Source organism: Sulfitobacter sp. LC.270.F.C4 (assembly GCF_032922545.1).
GTDB classification, from domain to species: Bacteria; Pseudomonadota; Alphaproteobacteria; order Rhodobacterales; family Rhodobacteraceae; genus Sulfitobacter; species Sulfitobacter profundi.
The window spans coordinates 269,566-293,607 of sequence record NZ_CP136685.1 but is presented as its reverse complement, the minus strand read 5'-3'; the positions used below and the strand labels follow the sequence as shown (position 1 = coordinate 293,607).

Annotated in this window: 25 protein-coding genes and 2 pseudogenes; 17 read left to right on the top strand and 10 right to left on the bottom strand. The window is 60.0% G+C overall.

Annotated elements, in window-relative coordinates:
* Positions 1-147 precede the first annotated feature (147 nt).
* The 5 genes and pseudogenes from R1T45_RS01510 (at position 148) to R1T45_RS01490 (ending at position 3,742) form a co-directional block, all read left to right on the top strand.
* A complete protein-coding gene (locus R1T45_RS01510) occupies positions 148-915 on the top strand; it encodes a DUF3047 domain-containing protein (RefSeq protein WP_231886351.1) in 768 nt (255 codons plus the stop codon).
* Between the two features lie 255 nt (positions 916-1,170).
* A pseudogene (locus R1T45_RS01505) lies at positions 1,171-1,326 on the top strand (multicopper oxidase domain-containing protein); the annotation flags it as partial.
* 7 nt (positions 1,327-1,333) lie between these two features.
* Positions 1,334-1,462 (top strand): multicopper oxidase domain-containing protein, encoded by a 129-nt coding sequence (locus R1T45_RS01500; RefSeq protein WP_306419543.1) that lies wholly within the window; start codon positions 1,334-1,336, stop codon positions 1,460-1,462.
* 89 nt (positions 1,463-1,551) lie between these two features.
* Positions 1,552-2,328, top strand: coding sequence for a multicopper oxidase family protein (locus R1T45_RS01495; protein WP_306419542.1), 777 nt, complete (start codon positions 1,552-1,554; stop codon positions 2,326-2,328).
* A gap of 169 nt (positions 2,329-2,497) precedes the next feature.
* Entirely contained in the window at positions 2,498-3,742 is a 1,245-nt protein-coding gene (locus R1T45_RS01490) for a sialidase family protein (RefSeq protein ID WP_050672453.1), read from the top strand.
* 43 nt (positions 3,743-3,785) lie between these two features.
* Here the strand turns inward: R1T45_RS01490 and R1T45_RS01485 are convergent, their stop codons facing one another.
* From R1T45_RS01485 to R1T45_RS01460, 6 genes are all read right to left on the bottom strand, one after another.
* Positions 3,786-4,388 carry a hypothetical protein gene (locus R1T45_RS01485; RefSeq protein WP_227512168.1) on the bottom strand — a complete coding sequence of 201 codons (603 nt, stop codon included), beginning with the start codon at positions 4,386-4,388 and terminating at the stop codon, positions 3,786-3,788.
* Positions 4,389-4,710: 322 nt separating this feature from the next.
* Positions 4,711-6,162, bottom strand: a complete 1,452-nt coding sequence (merA, locus tag R1T45_RS01480) for a mercury(II) reductase (RefSeq protein ID WP_050672454.1) — start codon at positions 6,160-6,162, stop codon at positions 4,711-4,713.
* A gap of 58 nt (positions 6,163-6,220) precedes the next feature.
* Complete coding sequence (locus R1T45_RS01475) at positions 6,221-7,570, bottom strand: dihydrolipoyl dehydrogenase family protein (protein WP_050672455.1); 1,350 nt, start codon at positions 7,568-7,570, stop codon at positions 6,221-6,223.
* Entirely contained in the window at positions 7,554-7,994 is a 441-nt protein-coding gene (gene merF, locus R1T45_RS01470; protein ID WP_081285561.1) for a mercury resistance system transport protein MerF, read from the bottom strand. The genes R1T45_RS01475 and merF overlap by 17 nt, the downstream gene beginning before the upstream one ends.
* Before the next feature lie 37 nt (positions 7,995-8,031).
* Positions 8,032-8,337, bottom strand: coding sequence for a heavy-metal-associated domain-containing protein (locus tag R1T45_RS01465; RefSeq protein ID WP_048535538.1), 306 nt, complete (start codon positions 8,335-8,337; stop codon positions 8,032-8,034).
* Positions 8,338-8,349: 12 nt separating this feature from the next.
* Positions 8,350-8,757, bottom strand: a complete 408-nt coding sequence (locus R1T45_RS01460; RefSeq protein WP_009824452.1) for a mercuric transporter MerT family protein — start codon at positions 8,755-8,757, stop codon at positions 8,350-8,352.
* A gap of 96 nt (positions 8,758-8,853) precedes the next feature.
* Between R1T45_RS01460 and R1T45_RS01455 the strand changes: the two genes are divergently transcribed.
* Positions 8,854-9,255, top strand: a complete 402-nt coding sequence (locus tag R1T45_RS01455; RefSeq protein ID WP_037953553.1) for a MerR family transcriptional regulator — start codon at positions 8,854-8,856, stop codon at positions 9,253-9,255.
* A 69-nt stretch (positions 9,256-9,324) separates the two neighbouring features.
* Here the strand turns inward: R1T45_RS01455 and R1T45_RS01450 are convergent, their stop codons facing one another.
* The 3 genes from R1T45_RS01450 to R1T45_RS01440 all read right to left on the bottom strand — a co-directional run bounded on the left by R1T45_RS01450 (position 9,325) and on the right by R1T45_RS01440 (position 11,682).
* Complete coding sequence (locus R1T45_RS01450) at positions 9,325-9,456, bottom strand: hypothetical protein (RefSeq protein ID WP_264753311.1); 132 nt, start codon at positions 9,454-9,456, stop codon at positions 9,325-9,327.
* A gap of 81 nt (positions 9,457-9,537) precedes the next feature.
* Positions 9,538-10,317, bottom strand: coding sequence for an arsenic resistance protein (locus R1T45_RS01445; protein WP_227512167.1), 780 nt, complete (start codon positions 10,315-10,317; stop codon positions 9,538-9,540).
* A 297-nt stretch (positions 10,318-10,614) separates the two neighbouring features.
* Entirely contained in the window at positions 10,615-11,682 is a 1,068-nt protein-coding gene (locus tag R1T45_RS01440) for a hypothetical protein (protein WP_065324511.1), read from the bottom strand.
* Positions 11,683-11,909: 227 nt separating this feature from the next.
* Here R1T45_RS01440 and R1T45_RS01435 point away from each other — a divergent pair, with 227 nt between their 5' ends.
* The 11 genes and pseudogenes from R1T45_RS01435 to R1T45_RS01385 all read left to right on the top strand — a co-directional run bounded on the left by R1T45_RS01435 (position 11,910) and on the right by R1T45_RS01385 (position 23,382).
* Complete coding sequence (locus R1T45_RS01435) at positions 11,910-12,791, top strand: recombinase family protein (RefSeq protein WP_317388891.1); 882 nt, start codon at positions 11,910-11,912, stop codon at positions 12,789-12,791.
* Between the two features lie 134 nt (positions 12,792-12,925).
* The gene (gene repA, locus R1T45_RS01430) at positions 12,926-14,119 is read left to right on the top strand and encodes a plasmid partitioning protein RepA (RefSeq protein ID WP_048535388.1); all 1,194 of its coding nucleotides are present in this window, start codon (positions 12,926-12,928) and stop codon (positions 14,117-14,119) included.
* A complete protein-coding gene (gene repB / locus R1T45_RS01425; RefSeq protein WP_317388890.1) occupies positions 14,103-15,032 on the top strand; it encodes a plasmid partitioning protein RepB in 930 nt (309 codons plus the stop codon). The genes repA and repB overlap by 17 nt, the downstream gene beginning before the upstream one ends.
* 213 nt (positions 15,033-15,245) lie before the next feature.
* Entirely contained in the window at positions 15,246-16,457 is a 1,212-nt protein-coding gene (gene repC / locus R1T45_RS01420; protein WP_317388889.1) for a plasmid replication protein RepC, read from the top strand.
* Between the two features lie 1,180 nt (positions 16,458-17,637).
* Positions 17,638-18,123, top strand: coding sequence for a hypothetical protein (locus R1T45_RS01415; protein ID WP_317388888.1), 486 nt, complete (start codon positions 17,638-17,640; stop codon positions 18,121-18,123).
* Between the two features lie 40 nt (positions 18,124-18,163).
* Positions 18,164-19,105 (top strand): ArdC family protein, encoded by a 942-nt coding sequence (locus R1T45_RS01410; RefSeq protein ID WP_048535395.1) that lies wholly within the window; start codon positions 18,164-18,166, stop codon positions 19,103-19,105.
* Between the two features lie 23 nt (positions 19,106-19,128).
* Positions 19,129-19,338 (top strand): annotated as a pseudogene (locus tag R1T45_RS01405) (DUF6330 family protein).
* Between the two features lie 87 nt (positions 19,339-19,425).
* The gene (locus tag R1T45_RS01400; protein WP_048535397.1) at positions 19,426-19,815 is read left to right on the top strand and encodes a DUF3768 domain-containing protein; all 390 of its coding nucleotides are present in this window, start codon (positions 19,426-19,428) and stop codon (positions 19,813-19,815) included.
* A 158-nt stretch (positions 19,816-19,973) separates the two neighbouring features.
* Positions 19,974-21,956, top strand: coding sequence for a ParB/RepB/Spo0J family partition protein (locus tag R1T45_RS01395; protein WP_048535398.1), 1,983 nt, complete (start codon positions 19,974-19,976; stop codon positions 21,954-21,956).
* A gap of 72 nt (positions 21,957-22,028) precedes the next feature.
* Positions 22,029-22,622, top strand: a complete 594-nt coding sequence (locus R1T45_RS01390) for a hypothetical protein (protein ID WP_025042408.1) — start codon at positions 22,029-22,031, stop codon at positions 22,620-22,622.
* Between the two features lie 103 nt (positions 22,623-22,725).
* A complete protein-coding gene (locus R1T45_RS01385; RefSeq protein ID WP_048535399.1) occupies positions 22,726-23,382 on the top strand; it encodes a DUF6927 domain-containing protein in 657 nt (218 codons plus the stop codon).
* Here R1T45_RS01385 and R1T45_RS01380 read toward each other — a convergent pair.
* A complete protein-coding gene (locus tag R1T45_RS01380; RefSeq protein ID WP_223866110.1) occupies positions 23,379-23,894 on the bottom strand; it encodes a hypothetical protein in 516 nt (171 codons plus the stop codon). The genes R1T45_RS01385 and R1T45_RS01380 overlap by 4 nt on opposite strands.
* Positions 23,895-24,042: the final 148 nt, after the last annotated feature.

The window sequence follows — 24,042 nt, the reverse complement described above, 5'->3', positions numbered from 1 at the left end:
GTTTGTAACGGTTGGAAGCTCCGCCGCCTACTGGATCCGTCCGTCGCGGGAAATCAGCCGATCAAGGTCGCGCTCCATGATCTGAATTCGCTCCCGCGTCCTGCAACGACCATTGCGCAACCACATCTATGATCACGGATATGTTCATTGAAGTTGCGCGCGCCCGGCACAATTCAACGGATCATGACGGCACATAATGGTGATAACCGGGATCAAAGCAGGACCAGCGGCATCGCAAAAGGAGTTCAGATGTTTATACGGTCCCTCGCAGCGACACTTTTCATCGCTTTTGTTGCATTAGCTGCAAACGCCCCGCCCCTCTATGCGCAAGGAAAGACAATTCCATTCGATGGAAGCTGGAAAGAACAGGGCCTCTTGCGGCTCTTTTCGAACGAGTACGGCCTGCAAGGTCGGCGGCTGGACGTGATTTCCGATGGCACGGTTTCGGTTCTCTGGCGTCCGGTCAGCGCAGCCCTTGGCACCGCAAAGGCAGCAATGTGGGAATGGTCCGTCACGCAGGGTGTTAAGGGAACCGACCTCACACGGCGCGGCGGCGATGATCGCAATCTTGCTTTGTACTTCATATTCGTCGATCCGCAGACCGCAAGCACGCTTGGCCGAACAACGGCGCGCAAATTGCTGCGTGATCCCAATACGCGGGCGCTGGTTTATGTCTGGGGTGGCAATCATGCGAAAGGCGCATTGCTGAACAGCCCCTACTCGACGGGTCTCAAATCGAAAATTCTGCAAACGGCGCAAACCGGCAACTTCACCGAGAATGTGAACCTGGATCGCGATTTCGTGCGTGCGTTCGGGGACATGCCAAAGGTTCTGGTCGGTCTTGCGGTGACAGCCGACAGCGATGATACCGACGGAAAGATCCTTGCGGCCATTCAGGACCTGCAGATACGTTAGGTGCTCTCCGGTATTCCGCCAAACCTGGGCGCCGATCTGCAATGTATCAATATATCTCGCCGGGACGCCCTTCCGCAACGGTGGGGGATGTGGGTTGCAGGCCCCAGAAACGGAATACACGGAAACCCATGCTTAAGCGTCTTCAGATGATGGTTGCGCTTGGCGCAGCCACGCTCCCCCTGCCCCTGAGTGCGGCTTCGGTGCCTGTCACCCTGACGCCCGGCCTTCACCCGGATCGGGTCGCGGGACATTGCAATGCTTGGATTCAATGGCACCTGTCCCGGCCCCGAAATCAGACAGCGCCAGAACGATATTCTGCGGGCGCGGGTGGAAAACGGGCTGGAGGACGGGACCCTCGTACACTGGCATGGCATTCGGTTGCCCAACGCGATGGACGGCGTAAACGTGCTGACACAGGATGTCATCATCCCGAATGAGGGTTACGAGTACCGGTTTCCGGTTTCCGGTTCCCGATGCCGGAACCTACTGGTATCACTCCCACTACCTTTCCTACGAACAGGTCGCCCGCGGACTGTTCGGCCCCTGATCGTCGAAGAACCTGCCCCGCCAGACGTGGATCAGGACATCACGGCCATCCTCTTCGACATTCGGCTTGATGACACCGGCCAGTTCGACATGGAATTCGACCGCGCTGATTTCATAACAGCAGGTAGGCTGGGGAACTTGATGACCACCTTCCTGTCGTCTGAGCAGGCGCGGCTGGGGGATCACATCCGGTTGCGTCTGATCAATCCGACACCGGATCGCATTTTCGAGATACGTATCGACGGGCTGACGGGCTTTTGTGTGGCCTATGACGGGATGCCGCTGCCCGAGCTGGTTTCGCTGGGCAATCTAAAACTCGCACCGGCGCAGCGCATCGACATCATCGCAGATGTGACGGGTGATGTGATCCTAAGAGAAACCGTGCCTTCGGGTGGCGAGGAACTGGGGGGCATTATGTTGAACGGTCAGCGACAAATCCGGTCTGCGCCGATAGCTCCCCTCCCCGCGAACCTCGTGCCCGCGCCCGGAGAGATCACGCAAACGGCAGATCTCTTCATGCAAGGCGGTGCCGGGGACGGCGCGCACGGCGGGTTCGGGGGCTGGGCCTTCAACGACGTGAGCGGTCTGCCGAACAAACCGCTGATTTCGGCAAGACGTGATGAAGCAGTGCAGGTGCGGATGGTGAACGACACTGCTTTTCCGCACGGTATCCACCTGCATGGCCACCATTTCTGGGAAACCGATCAGAATGGTGCGCGAACCCACCTTCGCGACACGACCCTCGTAGCGCCGGGCGAGACGATGACGATTGTGTGCGTACTCGACAATCCCGGCGCGTGGATGCTGCACTGCCATATGCTGAGCCATCAGGCTGATGGCATGGCGACCTGGATGCAAGTCAGCTGAGGTCGGAGCGGTGGTTGCGCCAACCGTTGACGCGAAGCTGTGCCACAACGGGATATCGCTCTTAACAACAAGCACAGGCCCGTCATACAAAAGTTTACATGGCACTCGCCAAAATTTGCCTATGCTCAGGTTGTGAATGACGCTGGTCTGATAATCGGAAAGGTGCGCAATGCCATCAAAAATCCATTCTGGCGTGATTGTGGCCCATCTGTTCATGGGCATGACGGCGGGCATGGTCCTTGCCGAGCCATTGGAGTTCGCCGACCTAGACCCACCGGTCGGGAACAATGCGCAGGAACCCACCCTGTTCGCACTGCAGGATGATCGGGTCCTGCTGGGTTGGACCGAACCACACCCTGCCGGGTTTGCGGTAAAATTGTCGGTCCTTGAAGACGCAGAATGGAGCGCGGCCCGCACTGTTACCGTGTCCGACGAACTCTTCGTGAACTGGGCCGATTTTCCGTCCGTTGTTGCGCTTGATGACGGTACCTTTGCGGCTCACTGGCTGTGGGAAAATTCCAAAAACGACTATGCCTATGACGTCAAGATCTCTCTTTCGCCGGATGAGGGCCTGACATGGAGCGCACCGATAACGCCACATGATGATCGGTCGGTTAGCCAACACGGTTTTGTCACGCTCCAGCCGCTCGAAGACGGTTCCTTGATGTCTGTCTGGCTTGACGGACGCGCATATGACAAGCCGCTTTTCACCAGCGCAGCCAGCAACTACCCGGATGCAATGCAGTTGCGCGCAACCCGGATCACGCCCGAAGGTACGCGAACCGATGATGTTCTTGTCGATGCGCAGACCTGTTCATGCTGCCAGACGTCCGCCGCATCGCTGGACGATGGCACCGTCCTTGTCGCATACCGCGACAGAACAGATGCGGAAATCAGGGATATATCTGTCGTAAGACACCAAGGCGGCATGTGGTCAGAACCAACAAACGTCCACAATGACGGCTGGGAAATCTCCGGCTGCCCGGTCAATGGCCCCGCCATCGCGACCGCCGGTCAAACAGCCGCCGTGGCCTGGTTCACGGCTGCAAATGACAAGCCGGAAGTCAAGGTTGCGTTCTCTTCCGATGGTGGCAGAAATTTTGGCGATCCGGCGAAAGTCAGCCTCGGGATTCCCGCCGGTCGGGTCGATATTCTCATGCTGGACCCTCAGACTGCGTTCGTGACGTGGGTCGAATGGGCAAATGAGAGCGAGGTGATCCTTGCTTGCCAGATCACAACCGGTCAGCAGTGTAAGGACCTGCAACTGATTGCGCGAAACAACGGCGCAGGTTCGGTCAACTTCCCGCGCACGGCGCGAACGAATGAAGGGGTTTACCTGTCGTGGACACAGCCCAGCAACTCGGATGATCCGGAACCGAGTTCGACTATACGCACGGTTTTCGCTTCCTATTGAAGGTTTCCGGACGAAAGCTGATGGTTCTTTCGCTTGGCTCACATCAGGAGTGGGTCCAACGATCACCGTCAACAAGAATTGCATTTCCTGCAATAGAGCTACCGGCAAATGACGGTGATTTCTCATCCATAGTGACTGGTCTCTGGCCCGGAAATTGTAGCGTGCCACGCTTTTTCATGATCCCGGTCCCGAGCATATGACCCACCAGCGCTACCCAGGCAATGCCGGTGAAATTCAGAAAGAAGGGAAGATCTGCGACAGAAGTAGTGCCCCCGATGGCCAACACCCACAGGCCGAACCCATAAATCGCCGAGGGCAAAAACCAGTTCGTCTGCCCCGCGATACGGTGCCAAATTGGTCTAAAGACGAACAACCAACCGACGGGATAGCCAATCAGGCCAACAAGATAAAAATGTACGAAATATCCTGCGAAATCACCGTTCGGCAGACCAAGGCTGCCGAGTAAGCTCCTCGCTAGCCCGTGCGGTGACAACCGCGAAAAGCCCAAGCCCGGGCTGATGATCTGACCCAACAGATCGAACGCGACGGTCGCAAAGAAACCTGCGACGAACATTAACCCTAAAGTTCGGGCGTTGAATGCGGGTAGTGAACCTGTTGTGCGAGAATCAGTATCAACTGTATTCATGGCGATTCTTTCTTTGTATTGCGGGCGATCAAATAGACAGGGCTAATGTAATGACCAATTGTTGACCCAGCGACGTTCTCGGCAACTCCCGATCACTTTCCATCTTGATGAGATCGGTCTGTTTATGAACCCCGCCACAATAACCAACCTAATGACAGAACGTGGGATGTGCACTGCTGGCTCTAATATGTGATTATCCGTTACCGCCGTCAGCCTCCATGCCGAGAGAATGCTGACCGCCACAAGCACTTTGTGGCTTTGTACGCGCTGGTTCACAATGAGCGCTGCTTATGAGTCGGTGTCGCCGGAATTTCTCGTCTTTTCACCCCGCGCAGCAGCTGAGTTTGGCTACATCCTTGTCGAAGGTTTGTGCGGCGAGTTTCAGCCCTTCGACCGTGGTCAAATAAGGAAAGATCGTCTCTCCGAGCGCCCGTGCGGTCATGCCGAATATCAGCGCCATTGCCAGTGTCTGAATCGTGTCCGACCCCTCCGGTGCTGCGATCTGACCGCCCAGCAGGCGGTCGGTCTTCGCGTCGGCCACCAGCTTAATCACGCCGCGGGTATCGCGTGCAGCGACGGCGCGGGGCACGTTGTCGAGCGTGATCACACTGGTTTTGACCTTGTGCCCCGCCGCCTTGGCCTCAACCTCCGAAAGGCCGACGCCGGCCACTTGCGGGTCGGTAAACACGACCCACGGCATCGCCGCGTTGTCATAGCGCATCTGCTCCAATCCAAGGGCATTGTTGATCGCCACCTTGGCACCATAGGCCGCCATGTAGACGAACTGGTCACGGTCAGTGACATCGCCCGCGGCCCAGACGCCGGCACGCGTGGTCGCCATGTCCTGACCGACCTTGATAGAGCCGCGTGCGTCGGTCTCGATGCCAAGCTCTTCCAATCCAAGGTTCTCGGAATTGGCGATCCGGCCGGTGGTCACAACCAGCCGTTCGGCGGTCAGATCCTCGGTCTTGCCACCCCGTTCGACAATCAGATTGACGCCGCCCGCAGCTTTCGCGACCGAGACGTAAGCAAGACCGGTCTCGACCGCGATGTCTTCGGCCTTCAGCGCTTGCGTCAGCGCCTGGGCCACCTCCGGTTCGGCGCCCGGCAGGAGGCGCGAGCGGGTCACTAGCGTGACCTTCACCCCCAGCCTTGAAGCCATTTGCGCCAGCTCGCAGCCGATATAGCCGCCGCCCAGCACCAAGATGCTTTCGGGCCGGTCAGGCAAAGTCAATAGATCGGTGGAATCGAGGGGCTCCACTGTGTCGATCCCCTCGATCGCTGGCAGGTGGGGGCGCGAGCCGGTGGCGATCAGGACGCGCGGGGCGGATATCACCCGTCCTCCAACAGCGACGCCACCCTCGACCAATCGCGCCGGGCCATCCTCGATATAGGTAACGCTTTTATAGGCGGGCAGCAGGTCTATATATTTCTTGTGCCGCATCTCCTCGACCAGATCGGTGGTGCCTTGCACTACGGCACCCCAATCCACCGCATGATCACAGGGCTCGACGCCCGGGAACCGGGCGGCCGACGCGCCGCCATGCACCGCCTCTGCGGCGCGGATCATCGCCTTGGACGGCACGCAGCCGACATTCACACAGGTGCCGCCGGTGGTGCCGTGCCCGATAAGCGCCACGCGCTTTCCGGCATCGGCTGCCGTGATCGAGGCAGAAAACCCGGCCGAGCCGGCACCAACGACAATGAGATCGTAGTTGTCATCGCGGGTTTCACTGGCAGTGCAGCAATCGTCTTTCGTTACAGTTTGGTCCATTGGTTCTTCCTTAGCTTGCGATCGGTATCGCGACACGGCCCCGATCAATAATTTTGAATCACACCATCGAACCGATGTCGGAGGCATAGCTCGGATAGGCGAAAATCATGGCCTTGATCTGGTTGGCGGTCTGCCCGGCACCCATGGCCATGGCGAAAAGATTGATCTGCTCCTCGGAGCCCGGCCCGATCAGATGCGCGCCGAGGATCTGTCCGCTGCCCTCTTCGACAAGAACCTTGAATCCGGTATGTTTCGCGCCGACGCGCAGCGACGAATACCAGTCCCCTGTCTTTTCGAAATGGGTGTCGAACTTCAGCCCCTGTTCCCTGGCCACCGCTTCCGACAAGCCCACGGTGGCCACCATCGGGAGGGTGAAGACTACCGACGGGATCGGCGGATAATCCACGGTACGCTCGTCTTCTCCAGCCAGCAGGTTCTTGCCTGCCACACGCCCTTCGAAGGCGGACACCGGGGTCAGCTTGGGCCCACTGGCAGCGCAGTCGCCCGCGGCGAAGATCGCCGGATTGGTGGTGCGCATCGCGTCGCTCACCTTGATGCCACGGCGTGAGTATTCGACGCCGGCGGCCTCAAGGTTAAGGCGATCGATATTGGGCACCCGGCCCGTGCCATGCACCACCAGATCGCAAGTGATCGTTTCGGTGCCGTCGGGAGTTTCCACCGTGACGGTGAATTCGTCGCCCTGCTTTTCGATCTTCGCCACCTTCGCCTTGGTGCGGAGATCGACGCCGAGCTCTTCGGTTGCCTCAACCAGCATTGCGACCAAGTCGGGATCGAAAGGACCCAAGGGGCGGTCCATCATCTCCAGCACTGTCACTTCGCGCGCGCCCGCCCGCTTGACAATATGGGCGAATTCCATGGCGATGAAGCCGCCGCCGACAAAGGCGATGCGGTTCGGTCGCTCAGGCAGTTCCAGGAATTCGGTGCTGGTGGTCAGATGCTCTTCGCCCGGGATGTTCAGCGTCATCGGCCGCGCGCCGGTGGCGATATGAAAATGCTTCGCGGTCAGGGTCTCGCCGTTCAACTCGATCGTATTGGGGCCGGTGAACCGTGCCAGCCCATGCAAGACGTCGATCCCCGCTTTTTCCAACCCGGCTTCGATGCGCGGTGGCATAGCTTCGGTGAAGCTGCGCTTGAAGGCGATCATGTCGGGCCAGTTGACCGAAGGTTGCGCCTCCAGCCCCTTGCCTTCCATGTTTTCGGCCCATTCGACACCCTCGGTGACCGCGACCAGCATTTTCTTGGGGTCGCAGCCGCGCAGGGCGCAGGTGCCGCCATGGGGTTCGCTGTCGATGCTGGCGACGCTCCAGCCTGCATCCGCGGCCATCCGGGCGACGCCATTTCCAGCGGTGCCGCCGCCGATCACGATGAGGTCATAGGTCTTGGTCATACCTGTTCCTTTCCTTGTGCCAGTTTCTCTTGATCCGGCTCACTGCTGAACTGCCTGATTTTCTGAGCCAGAGCGCATATCCCGCCACCGCCAAAGCGGCGGCAACCGAGATCCGCAGAGCAAAGCGGAACTCCAGCCAGAACAGCAGAGCCGAAAGAACAACCGCCAAGCCGATGAGAAGGGCTTTCGGACTGTGCCCTGGTCTGCCGGCTTGCTGCCACAGGGCATATGCAACCGCACTCAGCGAGGCGAAGAGCATCGGGAAAAGCGCGTAGTCGAGCCAACCAACAACGGCAGAAAGTCCGACCCCGGCGACGATCAGCACCAGGAACGGCGTGAAGCAACAGATCGCCGCAAATACGCTGCCGATGAGGCCGCGCCGCAAAAGGGTCGTGGGTTCATTGTTATTGTTCATGTCTGTCATGCTGTCTCCAGCTCCGAGTGCGGGTCGGTGAATGCGATCAGAAATCGCCGGACTCGACGATGTCCGCCGAATAGCCGGTGGCGCGGATTGCTTCGACGATCATGTCCTGATCGGCGGCCTCGTCATCAAAGGCGACGATGTAGGTGCCGGTGCCGAATTCCTCTCCTTCCATGAAGTCGATGATCTCGACCGAGGGAACGCCCCGCATGGCCGCCGCCACCGTGTAGGAGCAGGTCGGGCATGTCAGTTCGCCTACCCCGATATTGATGCGCTGTTCGGCGGCGCTGGCGGGGGAAGCTGCGAGAGTGCCAACGACCGCAAGGGCAAGATGGAGTGACTTCATGGGTTCGGCCTTTCAGTAGGACAGAAGGTATGGGGTGAGATAGGGAAAGATCATCGCGACGGTGACGATGGCGGTGGCAATCCAAAGAATGGATCGCATGAGTTTCCGGTTCATGGGGCGCGCGCAGGTGCCATCCGCGCAGGCCTCAGTCGGGATCGGACGGTAGGCCTTGTAGAATCCATAGCCGATGCAGGCGGCACTCAGCGCGAAGGTGATCCATTTGTACTGGTAGAGAACGCCCAGCTGCGCAATGAAAACGCCGGTAACGCCGAAGCTGACCAGCACCAGCGGCAGGATGCAGCATGAGGTCATCGCCAGCGCGCCAAGCGCGCCGAGCCAGGTTGTCGTCCATGCCTTTTTGTCGGCAGCCCCTGTTTCGTCCATTGCCGTCTGCCGGTCGGCGGATGTGGTTTCAGTCATGGTTCGAATCATCCTTGCCTCAGTGATGATCTCAATCTAGGGTCTGTAGCAGGTACAGGCTCAAGAGGGTCAAACGTGAAAAATCGTCACAGATCGGTGAAGGTCCTCAGGCGCGGAGATCTGGCCAGGCTGACCGGCTGCAATCTCGAGACCATTCGCTACTACGAGAACATCGGCGTTATGCCCGAGCCGCCGCGCTCCAGCAAAAACTATCGCGTCTACGATGATCGGCATGTCGCGCGCTTGTGCTTCATCATGCGCGCGCGCGAGCTTGGGTTCACGCTCGACGAAGTCCGCGATCTGCTCGCCTTGGTCGATGGCGGTGCCCAGACCTGCGGCGAGGTGCAGGGTCTGGCAAATTCGCATCTCGCCTCGGTCCGCGCCAAGATCGACGATCTCAAACGCATCGAACGCGTGCTGTCTTCCACCGTGGCGCAATGCACCGGTGACGATGTCCCTGAATGCCCTGTGATCGACGCGCTGACGGAGGTGACCTGAAGGGCCATAGTTGAGGACGCCCATGCATGTCAGCCAAGCGGACAATGGTGCCAGCGCCGTTGTTTGCGATCATTCGTTCCCCGCGGAGTCCTGCGTGGTCGCCGCATGTTCGGGGACCAGATAGCGCGGCACGATCCACAGATAGGCGACCATGCCGAAGAGCTCGACGAGCGACTGGAAGACGATGACCACGGCCGCCACGTTCCACTCCGGTCCAAGCACCAGCACCAGCGGAAGTACGACGAAGGAGTTGCGGGTTCAGAGCGAGAAGATGACCGTTCGTCACCCGCTAGTGGACAATCCGGCCGCCCGCCCGGTCGCCGCACCGAGAAGTGCTGCGGCGACGAGGTAGGCGACGTAGGCGCCCGCCACCTGCGCCAAAACCGGCAGCGCATCCCGTACCGCGTCGACTTGCGAGGCCGCGATCAGGAACACCACGACAGCCAGAAGCGGAACCGGCAGCCAGGCGAGGCGATTTACGATCGCGGCCCGCTCCGGGCGCGCCTCTGCCCAACGCTCCAGCAGGAAAGCCGCTGTGAGCGGCAGCAGGACAAGCGCCGCAAAGACGGCGGCAATGCGGTCGGCGGCGAGAAGCTCAAAGAATGCCTCGCCGAGAAAAAGCCAAAGGAAGAGCGGCAGACTGGCGAACTGAACCGCGAGGAGGATCGGTGTCGCGGACGCGGCACGCACCGCATCGCCGCGACCGAGATGGGTGAATGTGATGAACCAGTCGGTGCAGGGCACCAGCAGCACGACAAGCACCCCGAGCCGAAGCGCAGGATCGTCAGGCAGGAACGCGATCAGCCCCCAGACCAGCAGCGGCACCAGGACGAAATTGCCGATCAACATGGTGCCGATGAAACGCCGGTCGCGCGTCGCGCGCGGCAGGTGCGCTAGCGGCATCTGAGCGAAGGTAGTGAAAAGCATAAGCCCCAACACCGGCCAAAGCAGCGCCTCGAACACCCCCGAGATACCGGGGGCGAGCGAGCCCAAGACCAGACCGGAAAGGATGGCAGCGAGGTAGATCCAGGCTTGATGGCGTTCGAGATTTTGCAGCTTCATGTCCTGCCCCTGCTCTTTCCGAAGGCGATTTTCAAGAAGACATCACTCGACATGCCATTGCGACAACGGCTCGTTCGTCGCTTGGAGCGTTGTATGGTCTGTCCGGTTTATACCCGCAGACCGGTCACGACCCAGTCGACAATGCTTTCATGGTAGTTGGGGACGTGGCGATAGCCGAATTGTCTCAGCCGATCAGCCGAACTCTTTGACCTCGAGCATCTGCAAAACGGTGCTCCTCACCGTTTCAGCCGTGCTGCGGATAGACGCAACATCGGCGCGCACAGATCGCTTCGACAATCAGTTTGTGGCGCGCCACATTCGGAACCGTCCTTGCCCTGTTAGCTCGCGGACCAGATCCCGCGCTTCCATCCAGGCGAGGTTGCGCTGGACAGCGGCGCGGCTGGCTCCGGTCAGGGCCTCGGCCATAGGGGCAGAGACCAGGGGCCATTCGGTCAGCACTCCGCGCAGGGCTGGCGGCGTCTTGCCCGAGAGTGGGGTCATCTCGGCTTCCGCCAGCGCCGACCATGTCTCGATATCGTCGAGGTGCCGCATCGCGGTCAGGCAGGCCGTTTCCATTTTCTCGAGCCCGCGCGCCAAACGTTCAGCCGGGGGGCCGCCGGCGCGCAGCGCCCCCGCCCCACCCATGGCCAGGGGTGCGAATATTGCCCCCTCGCCCTCATGCGCGGCAATGCGCGACGCCGTGACCGCCGCTTCCATTCGGTTGCTCTGCTGTCCGAGGCCCGCGAGGCTCCAGAGGTGAAACCCCATGCAGGCACGCGTGATCGGGTGCAGGTCGGCGGCTTGCGCCATCAGGTCAAGCCACCCGCCCGCGCGATCCGCGAAGGGCTCGGCTTCATCCACCATGTTCTCGGGGTCACGGCGATCGAGGAAGGCGGACAGGTCCACGTCTGGGCCGGGACCGCCTGTAAGACGCCGCACCGCCCATCCGACACGCGCAAGCGCTGCGGTGTCGTCCTGCACGCCGGACAAGCGCATGGATATCCAGAGCGCCAGCCGATCCGGGCCAATTCGGTCGCCTGCAAACCAGCTGAGGTCTGCCGCCTCGATCAACGCAAGCCTGTGCCGCCAGCCTTCCGGGCCACGCTTCAGACGGTCGTCTAGCGCCCCGATCCGGCCGGCCACACGGGCAAGGCGGGCAGCATGGCCCGCCTCGGCACGTCGCCAATCGTCAAGAACAGCGGTCTCACGCACTTCGGCCCTAGGTCCGGGCGGCAGATAATGCGGCTCCTCTTCCATCGGACCGGGCAGGAACCACAGGTCGTCCTCAGAAGTCTCTTCAAGCTCCTCCGCATCCTCAAGAGGATCATCAAAAATATTATACTTTATACATGCTTGAGGCTCCATATGTGCAAAATATGGCATTTTTGCATTTTACCCAAGGGTTTTGTCAGGGTGCGCCTGCACACTTTATATAGCACGTGCGCGCAATGGTCTGCGAGAGCTCGCTGATCGCGCTCAGCGTAAGGGAACCAAGGGCTTTGGACTGAACAGCCCCACAGAGCCGGCACTTGCATTCGCTTACAAACGGTCGTTTAGTAACGGCATATGAAATTGCAATCGGCCCCGTTTTCATGCCCCTGATAGGCTATGCCCGCGTTTCCACGGAGGATCAGACCCCCCTGCCCCAGTCTGAGGCGCTGCAATCTGCGGGCTGTGCCGAGATCTTTGAAGAGCACGCCTCAGGCGGCAATCGCGCGCGTCCTGTACTCGCGCGTTTGCTCGAACGCGTCCAGAGCGGCGATACGCTGGTCGTTGTGCGGATCGACCGGCTTGCGCGATCCCTGTCGCATCTGCTGGAGGTGATCGAACGTCTGGAGGCCAAGGGAGCTTTCTTCCGCTCGCTGCAGGATCCAATCGACACCGCCTCCCCTCAAGGAAAATTCACATTGCAGGTTCTGGGCGCCGCGGCCGAGTTCGAGCGCGCGCTGATACGTGAGCGCACAAAGGCCGGGCTTGCCTCTGCGCGCGCCAGAGGGCGCGTTGGTGGCAATCCTGGGCTTCGCACCAAAGACCCCGCCGCGCTGCGCAAGGTGCGGCTGGCACGACAGGACGGCTACATGGAGCGCCTGAACGAAACCGCGCAGGATTGGGTGCCCCACGTGCGACGCCTACGGCCGGATATGGCCTGGGAAGATGTTTTGCGAATCATTAATGGCCCCCTGCCCCACGACCGGCACTGGACCCAAAGCCGCCTACTCCGTGCTGTGAAAGTCTATGTCCGCGACGGGTTTCTACCAGATGAAGTGCTTGGCCGCGCCGGACGCCGCGAAACCGATGACCGCCTGCCAGCTATCGTGGCTGCCATCAAAGGCTCGGACCCCGAAATCACACTGCAGGCGATCTGCGACCGGCTAGAATCGATGCGTGAGCGCACCCCTCGAGGCCGTACTAGCTGGCAGCCGTCTTCGGTCAAAATGCTGCTTGAGCGTGCGGAAAAGTTGGGGCTCCTGTGAACACGACACTTGTGTTGGCTTAACGGATTGCCACTAAATCTAGAAAGTGCTTGCACGAATCTGGCTGGTCGGGCAATAGTCTCGAAAAATAACGCGCGGTCACATAAAAAACGCGCCCACGGATCGGGGCAGACATGAGCGAAGCAGAACAAGATCTAGATATCGCCATCGGGCACTACGCGGAACTTCTCGCGTCGAACCTGCATGCTCAGCGCGCTGCGCACTTCCCACCGGATGCAAAGAAGGTGATGCGCACTTTGACCAGCGGCGAAGCTGCTGAGCTCCTTGGCGTCGACCATACCTATCTTCGGAAGCTTCATCGAGAAGGAAAGATCGTTGACGTCGAGACGACGGCGGGAAGTCATCGCCGCTATACGCTCGACGATATCTGGGAAATCCGGCAGACGCTTGAAGGAAACGCAAAAAAGTCTGGAACTTACGTGCCTGGGCGTCGCGACGGTGACGAGCTTCAAGTCATTTCAGTGGTGAACTTCAAGGGCGGAAGCGGCAAAACGACGACGTCTGCTCACCTCGCTCAGCGCTTGGCGCTCAAGGGGTACAGAGTTCTTGCGATCGATCTCGACCCCCAAGCATCTCTTTCGGCTCTTCACGGAATCCAGCCAGAACTCGACCTCATGGAGGGCGGAACCCTCTATGATGCCGTTCGCTACGACGATCCGGTTCCGATCTCCGAAGTGATCCGCAAGACTTACATTCGCGGCCTTGATCTCATCCCAGGCAACCTTGAACTCATGGAGTTCGAGCACGAGACGCCTGCTGCTATCCAGCGAGGCGGAGCGAAGGCGTTCTTCGCGAGAGTTCATGACGCACTCGATAGTGTTGAAGCGAACTACGACGTTGTTGTGATCGACTGCCCGCCGCAGCTTGGTTTCTTGACGATGTCAGCACTTTCCGCGTCCTCGGGCGTCCTCGTGACGGTTCACCCGCAGATGCTTGACCTTATGTCGATGTCCCAATTCCTGCGAATGACGGCGGATCTCCTGGGAGTAATCAGGGATGCAGGCGCAAATTTGCGCTTCGATTGGCTGCGCTTCTTGCCAACGCGATACAAAGTCGGCGACGCGCCACAAACCGAAGTCATCGCCTTCATTCGCGGGCTGTTTGGGAGGTCGGTCCTGACCAATCACATGGTTGAATCGACCGCAATTTCTGATGCCGGCTTGACCAAGCAAACGCTCTACGAAGCTGACAAGAGGGACTTCACGCGTCAGACGTTTGATCGTGCGATCGAATCTATGAACGCAGTGAACGATGAGATCGCTGAAATCATCCAGAACACATGGGGGCGGAATGGCAAGAAAGCCTAAACTTGGCCTGCCGCTGCAGACCCTTCGCAACGCTCCTGACGCTCTTGAAGGGCGCCGACTGCGTGGCGGTGTTTTTGGAATCGATCCGGCGCAGATTGTTACCGAAGGACGGTTGGATGACAGGCTTCAGATTGAAGTTGAGGGACTGAAGAACTCTATTTCCAAGAACGGTCAGCGTGTGCCTGTCTTGGTCCGCCCACTGGAAGACGATCGCTACAACCTGATCTATGGCCGCAGACGCTTAGAAGCATGTCGCGAACTCGGTATCAAAGTTCGAGCTATCGTCACAGAGGTTGAGGGTGATCAAGCGCTTCGAGATCAGCTTCTCGAGAACCAAGAGCGTCGTGATCTGAGCTTTATTGAGCGTGCGCTCGTTGCGACGGCACTTCTGGACGGTGATCATTTGGAAGGGGCTGAGCGCACCAATCGAGGTGTCGCCGAAGTCCTTAACCTCCACGAAGCTGGGGTTTCACAACTCTTGAGTGTCGTTCGGACGGTCGGCGAGGAACTCATCCAGGCAATTGGTGCGGCTCCCGGGATTGGTCGCCCGAGATGGGAAGAGCTCAAAAAGGCTTTGGGTGCCTACGACGGTGATCGAGACCAACTGCAAGCCGTAGCTCATGCAGCCAAGTCCGAAAGTTCCGGCTCGGTCGATGAGGTTTCTGAGCGTGCGTTTCTCGCAGTTCTGGCAGCCGCGAAGAGCGCAGAGAAGAAAGCAAGCCCGTCTAGAAAAGGCGTGCCTGCTTTGGCGATCCCCGGTGTCGGAGCTGCGACGGTCAAGACCGGCCGCCAAGGCAAGCAGCTTAAACTCGATCTGACTACGGATGAACCTGATTTTATCAGCTGGTTGGAGGGCAATGCCCCAAAGCTGATTACCGAGCTTCATGAGCGCTGGAAGCGTTCAGAAGACTGAGGAAGAGCAACCAACAAGAAGGAGGCACGATACAGGCAAAAAGAAAAAGGCCCCGAGAAGCTAGCTTCACGAGACCTTTGTAAGGTTTCGCACCGGGATCAGCCCGCTACAAAATCTCAGTTTTCGCACTTCTGAATGTAGCGTTCTGGCCCCTACCCCGCAAGCGCAAAGCGATTCGCGGGCCCTAGAATTTTTGTCTTCGTGAACATTTTCATGGAGTACACACCAATTTCGCCGTTTATGCGGCCGATTTCGCACGCTCATTTGCGCGTCATCGAGCGACCCGAGGCATCTGTTCCGGCCAGACCCGTTAACAAGTGGGAACTCCTGCGCGAGCTCTCCAAGGCGCAAGCGGCCTTTGGGGTCTCGGAACGTGATCTGACTGTTTTGCAGGGGCTCCTCAGCTTCTTTCCGGACGATGCGCTTGGCGGGAACGCCGAGATGGTCGTCTTCCCCTCGAACAAGGCAATCTGCGAGCGCCTCAATGGCATGCCGTGCTCAACGATGCGTCGTCACCTCGCGCGTCTCGTCGAGGCTGGCTTGCTCCAGCGGCGCGATAGCCCCAATGGGAAGCGCTACGTCCGCAAGCACGGCGAAGACCGCGTCGCCTTTGGCTTCGATCTTTCCCCGCTCTACTGCCAGTCTGAGGAGATAGCACGGGCCGCAGAGGCCGTACGTGAGGCTGAGGAGCGCGTCAGGCGCCTCAGAGAGGTCGTAAGCCTCATGCGACGCGATCTCGCGGCCCTCGCCGAGTTCGGAGACGAGATGCAGCCAGGACTAGGCTTCTGGGATCAGCTTCGCGACAAGGCTGCCCTCACAGCCCGCGCGCTTCGCCGCAAGCTTTCAATTGAGGACCTCGCGGCCTATCGAGCCGATCTTGAAGCTCTCCTTGACCAGGCACGCAACATCATTGATGGCCCTGAAACAGAAGAAATGAACACCAATGATGCCCAATCTGAGCGTCACCATCATAATTCAAATAAAGAATCTATAGATTTTGAACCTGCTTTAGAAAAAAGCGGGGTGGCGGCGGGTGTGCCAGATGTGGATACGAATGAGCCGGTGGCTGACGTTGATGAACAGGACACAAGACATCTGCCAAAGATCCCGCTCCACCTAGTGATAGCGGCATGCCCGTCGCTTAAGACCTTCTACCAAGGTGAGATCCGGCATTGGCATCAGCTTTTCGATGCGGCGTGCCATGTGCGGCCAGCCATGGGGATCAGTACGTCTGCATGGGAAGAAGCACAGCGGTTCATGGGTCCGGAGCAAGCGTCGATCGTCGTTGCTGCGATGCTGGAACGCTTCGCCGACATAAGATCGCCTGGTGGATACTTGCGAGCTCTGACTACCAAAGCTGCGGCAGGCGAGTTTTCCTGTGGCCCAATGGTCATGGCATTGATTGGCCGGCGGAACGCGGCTTAACAGCTGTTAAACTCCGATCGCGTGCGGCTGGCATGGCATAACTTAACAGCTGTTAAGTAGGCTCTCGGCACACAAACGGTGTCTGAGAAAGAAAAGTTAGGGGGGTGAGGTATGGCGGTATTTGAGATCGTGAAAGTGGCTTTCGCCTTCGTCGCGGCGAAGATCTGATGACGAGGGCATCCCGATCACCATGGTGAAACCTCAGCTGGTGACCATCGCTGCTAGTAGCGCCAAGGCGGCTAGCGAAGAACATACAGATCGTTGCGCGCCTCCGCGGCCCCTGCCCTTTTCGATGTCTGAGATCTGATGATGAATACCCTAAATAACTGGCTCTACGCTATCCGGCGCCTGCTGACGGCGATTTGGGTCCTGGCCTCGGATATTCGCTTGGCCTTCATCGGTGCTAATGCCTGAGAGGTAGGTTGTGGATGTCTGTTGCATGATATCGTGGCTACGGGCCGTAGCGCACAAGGAGCAGACGATCGATGGTTGCCAAAACCGTTTGACCAAGGGCTCGATCCTCGAACTCCCGCGCGCGGGGAAGGGGACCCCGTAACTTCTCAGTCACTTCGATAATGGCGACATGGCCAGCGAGGCAATCGGCTCCTCAAGCGCAGCAGCTGGTTGCCAGCGGTCCCGCGTTCCGCTGATTTGGTCGTATTGGACGACGAGGACATCGCAGAACAGCGGTTGCAACTCAATCTCTTGATTTCATGACACCCGAACTCTTCAAAAGAGTGCTTTGATGTTGGCTGCGGAATGATCTGATCCGTCCGATGGCGGAAAACAATTTAATAACAATAGGTTATGGCGTTTTTGGTATTCGCGATGAGAAATCATGCCCATAATAGACTTCATCGAAATGGCTTCCCTTTCCAGGATGCCGATCCGCTACATCGACGGGAAGCCAAAGGATCAGCACGCTTTACGAAGAAGTTGGCAGTTGCGGGCCGATTGAGCGGTCTGGGCTATCTCGTGAAGAAGAAACCGCCACAGGTCTAGCCGATAGGCCCTGTGGAAGTTCTCATCCCGTCGTGCCAGTACAGTTCGGTGGAGGTTGGGTGTTTCATGGGTTTGGTCCACGAAAAGTAAAAGTGTTCTTCGGGTTTTGTGACTGACGGATGAGGGCCTTTGGGGTCCCTCAGATGGGTCCGGGCCGGGTTCCGGTCTGCCGTTCCGGATGAAGGGCATTCCTATGCAATCAGGTGTCTTGCGCGTGCTCCGCGCAACCGCCGCCTCCTGGTGGCGGCATAGAGAGCTGCGCCGAACTGGCCAGACGGCGCTGGCACAGCGGCTCGAGCGCGAGACTGTCCTGCGTGATCTCGGCTATCTGAAGCAGGCGGCGTCATTGCCAAACGCGCATGTGATCTGCGGAGAGGGCGGGACATTCATCTATCTTGGTTGGACCACCGTGTCGAGTTTCGCACCGATCGAGCGCTTTCCCTTGGCCACTCTTGCGGTCGCACGAGGGACCCCGTTCATCGATATCCGACCCGTCACCGATGTCATCGCCTTCGCGAACTTGCCGCGGGTGACGCGGGACGGATCGGACAACTCTGAACCCTGGGGGCCCGGCAGGTCCGTCTCGCTGATCACCTACATCGATATGGTCGAACAGCTTGGCGTGAGCATCACCAATGATCCGCGGCCCCGTCAGTCAGCCTGATCACCATTCCCTCTCACCAAAACTCGAAAGGAGGCCAGCCATGGCCCGATCCCGCACGCCCAAATTCGATGCCTCCGAGGTCATCACAAACGAAATCATCCGCATCATCGAGCGCGGCGTGCTGCCGTGGCGAAAGCCTTGGACGGCAGGTGGCAGCTCTCGCCCTCTGCGCGTGGGCGGAGAACCCTACCAAGGGGTGAACAACTTCCTGCTGACGATGCGGACCGTGATGGCGGGCCACAGCTCGCCTTTTTGGATGACGCTGCCGCAGGCCAATGCCTTGGACGCAAAGGTCCGCAAGGGCGAGAAGTCCTCTGTCGTCGTCTATTACGGTCAAAGCCGGAAAGACGCGGGCGGCGATGAGCATGACCGCAGCGACGGGGATGATCACTCCGAGGAAGCCCACATCTTCCGCTTCCAGAAGTCCTACCGCGTGTTCAATGCCTGCCAGATCGATGGCCTGCCCGACAGCTTCTTCCCCGACCCGGAGCCCGCGCCCGAGCATCCGCCGTCCGAGCCCATCCCGCACATGCAGGCGTTTTTCGATGCCATCGACATCACAACCGTCTTCACGGGCACGGAGGCGTACTATTTGCCCCCCGTGGACAAGGTCTACATGCCGTCCATCACGCGGTTCCAGGACCCGTGCAATTTTTACGGGGTCTGGGCCCATGAGCTGGCCCATGCCACGAAAGCCCCCCATCGACTGAACCGTGATTTCGGGTTCTCGAAGTTTGGCAACACGTCCTATGCGCGCGAGGAGATCGTCGCGGAATTGACCTCGGTGTTCCTGGGTCAGACGCTCGGCTTCACGGCCCATACGCTCGAGATGAATGCCGCCTACCTCCACAACTGGTTGCGCGTTCTTCGGTCGGACAAGGGCGCGATCTTCCGGCACGCCGCGGACGCGCAGCGCGCCTGCGACTATCTGATCGCCAGATCGGAAACGGGCAGGGCAGGGCGCAGCGCCGAGGCCGCCTGACCACAGACAGAACGGAGACGCCCATGTCACGCAAGGAACCCAAGACCCTGCGGGTGGCCTGCTTCAACGACGGCCGCCGCTAGATCATCACCTTCAAGCGCCGTGCCTATTGGTGGAGCCGGTCCGAGGGCGCTTATCCGCTCTCGGCGGCACTTGAGAGCATCAAGGAACAGGGCGGCTGGATCGAAACCATCCCCAACCCGAATTATAGACCCAAGGGGCCGTTCGGGTAGGGCACCTTCTGCTTCGGTCCTTCCGCCCGGCGGAAAAGAAAAAGCGGGCTTTGAGAAGGGTGTTTCAACTTCTCAAAGGAGATTCCCATGTCCATGACCGTTCAACCCCAGCCAGACTGCCCGGATCCGAGTGTGATCGCCGCGCAGAACGACGCGTTTCGCAAGCTCGCGTGCCTTGGAGTGCCGCCCGCGCAGCCCATCCAGGGTCGCATGCATGTCACCCGCTCGCTCATGGAGGCCGGTGATGGCTTCATGGCCGAGGCGGTCAAGGCCACCGGTGAGTTTGCCACGTTCGAGCCCGAGAATGATCCCGAAGGCTGGCATGATTTCGGGTCGGTCACGGTCCGCGGCGAGACCGTGTTCTGGAAAATCGATCTGTATGAAGCGGATTCCGACTTTCGCTACGGGGCCGAGACCCCGGACAACCCCACGACCACCACGCGCGTGCTGACCATCATGCTGGCGCGCGACTGGTAGAAGGGCAGGGGACGCCTCCTCCTGACATCGCAGCCGATGAAGGCCCACTGACCCTTCAAAGGGAGAGTGGGCCTTTTGTCGTGGTGATCCCCGAAGCCGGGGATTGGTCACGCGCGTGAAGGCGCGGGCCACACCTCACCCACCTGGAAGGATACCCCATGACCACAAGCTTTGCCCCCCTCACCGTCGCCATCGGCGATCTGACTGCCCATCCGGCCAATGTGCGCAGCAACTCCCCGGAAACCTATGATCCCGAGAACATCGCGCATCTGAAAGCCAGCATCGCTGTGCTGGGCCTCCTTCAGCCGCTCCTTGTCCAGAAGCTCGACGGCAAATACGCTGTCCTCGCCGGTGGCCGGCGCCATGCCGCGCTGAGCGAGCTGGTCGCCGACAAGGCCGCGAAGGGGTTCACCGCGAAAACCAAGGTGGACTGCCGCCTTGTGCCGGAGGAGTGTGACGTCACCACGGCGCTGTCGCTCGCCGAGAACATTACCCAGGCGCCGATGAACGCCATCGACGAGTTCGAGGCTTTCGCCCGGATGATGGAGGTCGACGGCCAGACGCCCGAGACCATCGCAAAGACTTTCGGCACCACGGTGGCAGCTGTCAAAGGCCGGTTGCGCTATGGCCTGATCCACCCCGACATCCGCGCCGCAGCCCGGGGCAAGGTGATTACGCTCGATACGATGAAGGCCTTCGCCGAGCATCCAAGCCAGGAGGCGCAGCGCGAGGTCTTCGAGGCGCTTACGAAAGACGGCGGCTATCTGCAGGCCTACACGGTCCGTCAGGCGCTCAAATCCCGCGGTGTGCAGGTCAGCGATGATATCGGGGCTTTCGTGCGCGCGGACTACGAGGCGCGTGGCGGCGCCGTCGCAGCCGATCTGCTGGATGAGCATTCCGTGCTCGAGGATGCAGCGCTGGTCGAAACCATCCTGCTCGAGAAGCTCGGTGCCGCTGCCGAAGAGGCCCGTATGAGGCTGGGCTTTGCCTGGGCCGATGCGATGGTCCGCTATGATTACGCGACCATGGCCGACTACGGCCGCGTCTATCCAGGCCCGATCGAGCCTGATGAGGCTGCGCAAAAGCGCATCGATGAGATCACCGCCGAACTCGAGAAACTGCAGCTCGAGATGGAGGATGAGGGGCTCGAGGACGGTGCCTACAATGCCCTTTACGAGCGCGTGGACGCCTTGGAAGAAGAAGTGCGCGATCTGCAGGAGGCCTACAGCGCCGAGGACCTCGCGCGGTCCGGGGTGATCGCGTCGTGGCAGGGTGGGCAGGTCACGCTCCATGTTGGCCTCGTCCGCCCCGAGGACACCGTGAAAGTGGAAGGCGCGCGCGGCTCGTCGGTCAACCCGACGGGGGAGGAGGCCCCCGACGCTGGCGATATCACCTACCCGGCCTCTCTGGCCGAGGACCTCAAAACCGAGCGAGCCATGGCGCTCGGCGCCGCGATGGCGCTGCATCCTGAGGCCACGCTCGATCTGACGCTCTTCAAGCTGGTGAGTGATGTTCTGGCCAGCGGCATGAGGGTCACGCAGGCGATCAAGATCGAGGCCCGCAAGGAATACCGCAGCCACGCCAAGATAGACGAGATCGACGAGACCTCGCTCGAGCAGGTGGCGGCGGCGCATGATGCGCTTGATCTCTCGTGGCTCGATGACACCCGTGCGCCCGCCGATCAGTTCGCGGCGTTTCGGGCCCTTCAGGCAGGGGAGAAGGCCAAGCTGGTCGCCTATGCCACCGCCAGCACCACGCAGTCCTGCTTTGCCCGGGACCGCCAGCGCGACAGCCTGATGCATGCGTTCGAGATCGAGATCATGCCCGACATTCGCGCCCACTGGACGCCGAATGCGGCGCTCTTCAACCGCTTCAAGAAGGCCTGGCTTCTGAAAATCCTCGGCGAGGATCTGGGTCTGGCCCAGGAGGCTGTGACGCTGGCCTCGTCGAGCAAGAAGGAGATCGTCGCTTTCTGCGACAAGCTCTTTGCTGAACCCTTCGCCACACTGACGGACGCGCAGCGCGCTGCCGTCGCCGCCTGGTGCCCGCCGATGATGCAGACCGCCGGTGTCGCCTTTGATGAGGCGGAGCCCGCTGCGGAAACCCCGGAGTCTGACGGCGACATCGCGCAAGCGGCCTGAGTCCTCACGCGACCCGCGCGAGGCATTCCCTGCGCGGGTCGACGCTCCCACACCGAACAGAAAGACATCCCCATGGCTATTCTCAAGTTCTCTGCGTCCGCTGTGGCGGCGCAAATCGCCCATGCGCGCGCCTGCAAAACCTTCCTGCCCAACTGGAACGGGCCCGTGGACAGGCCAGCCCTGATCCTCATCGTCGGCAATGGTGTGCATCTGCGCTCGAACGGCATCGATGGCACGACCACCCGTATCGTCACCACCGAACAGGCAGATCCCTCCTTCGCCTTCGCCGACGGCATGAACCCGTTTCGGGACACCGACTGGATGGCGCAGCGCCGCATGGCGTTTCGTGATCTGACCGGCCAGTTCTACACCGACATCCTGGATGACGTGCAGGTGCTCATCGACCGGGGGCGAGGGGCCATCCGGCTCGCCACCGATGGCCACAGCATCCGCGTCTTCGTGCGCCGGGCCTCGGATTATCTCATCGGCGGAACCTACGAAGTGCCCTCGGGCCTTGGCGGAACCTTCCGGGTTATCCTCAAGGATGCCTGCGATACCTTCGCGATCGTGCAGAACTGCGGCAATTGCGAGGATTTCGACGCCATGCAGCCCTACCGCGTGCCGCTCGATGCGCTGATGGAAATCGATGACCGGAGGGCGGCGTAACGCGCCCATTCTCAAACAAGCATCGCCAATACCCTGCCGGGCCTGCGGGCCTCTCGGGACATTGGCGACAACAATTTTCCCAAACGAGAGAAAGGACTCTGAGATGGGTTGGCTCTTCTATACCGATCGCCGCGTCCAGACCTACGCGGATGAGAAAGCGGAGATTGCCCGGCTCTGCACCTTCGAGAGCGACAGGCGCAAGACGGAACTGGTCAAAGCCTGCAAGGTGGGTTCGACTTGGTACGCGGCGGCAAAGGTCACAAGTATCGATGGCTCGCCGGTCGAGGACACGACCTATTTGACCGATGCGGATGGCTCGATCACGTTCGGGGCTGTCTTCCTCACCCGATACGATGACGGCTGCTGGGGCTACAAGGATATGGAGGAAAGCGCTGGCCCGAACGAGTCGCGTGCCCCCCTTGGGTTGATCGAGCGCCTCTCCGACCTGAAAGACGAAGGCAGCTACGCCCAGGACTGGCGTCAGCGCTGCCGGGATTGGGCGTCGATCCCGGACTACGAGGAAGGCGACAAGATCAGGCTCGCGGCCCCTGTGACGCTCACCGATGGCAGCACCTGCCAGATTGTCACCGCGACGTACTACAAGCGGGGGCGGCAAAAACGCCGCTGCTACCGCATCGAGGAAACCGGTGGGCTCGTACGCCTGTCGAAGGCCTCGCTTGCGGGCTCAGAGCTGCTCAGCTCCGCAAAGGGCGCGGCCAGTCCTGTGCTGGCGGAATTCCTAGCGGGGCGGGACGCTTAGGGGCGCACTGCGAGTAGTGCGCGCACCGTCTCGATTTCCAGCACCCAGTTGCTGGTCGTTTCGTTGCGCCATCTTATGCAGCGGATGATCCGATCAAAATCATCCTGAAGGGCGCGCGGAAAAACAGGCTCATGGTGTGCGATTCTGTTGCGGAGCCTCCTCACGGCTTCAATGTCAGACCTTAATTCAGATCGGCGCTGGCTGGCAGCGACACCACGAGGCGCGTCCGGAAACACTGCGTAGAAATGATCGTCCCACAGTCTGCCTTGGTGCCTGTTTGTCAGCATCTTCTCCCAAAACACGAACTTCAGTTCGGCGACGACCTTTCCGGCAGTGGGTTGCTGTGCTGCGCAACCTTCGAGGTCTCGTTTGGGGCTGTATGCCGGACCGCGCGGGTTCGGTAACGAACGGATGAAGCCTTGTGTCCAAGGCCATGTTCCTCCATGGACAGCTTCGATTGCTTCCACGATCGCGTTTCGCAGCGCAACTTCCAAAACATGGAGTGGAACCATGAACGCGGCTGATACTTGAAGATTCCAGTGGTATAGGTGGAGAGCTCGCGTCCTATCATTGCCGGTTTCGCGCAGATAGGTCGCAAACCTAGGTGCGGATAGGACGTTCGGAAGGTGGTGTTCTTCATCAGCCGTGAACGGTGGATAC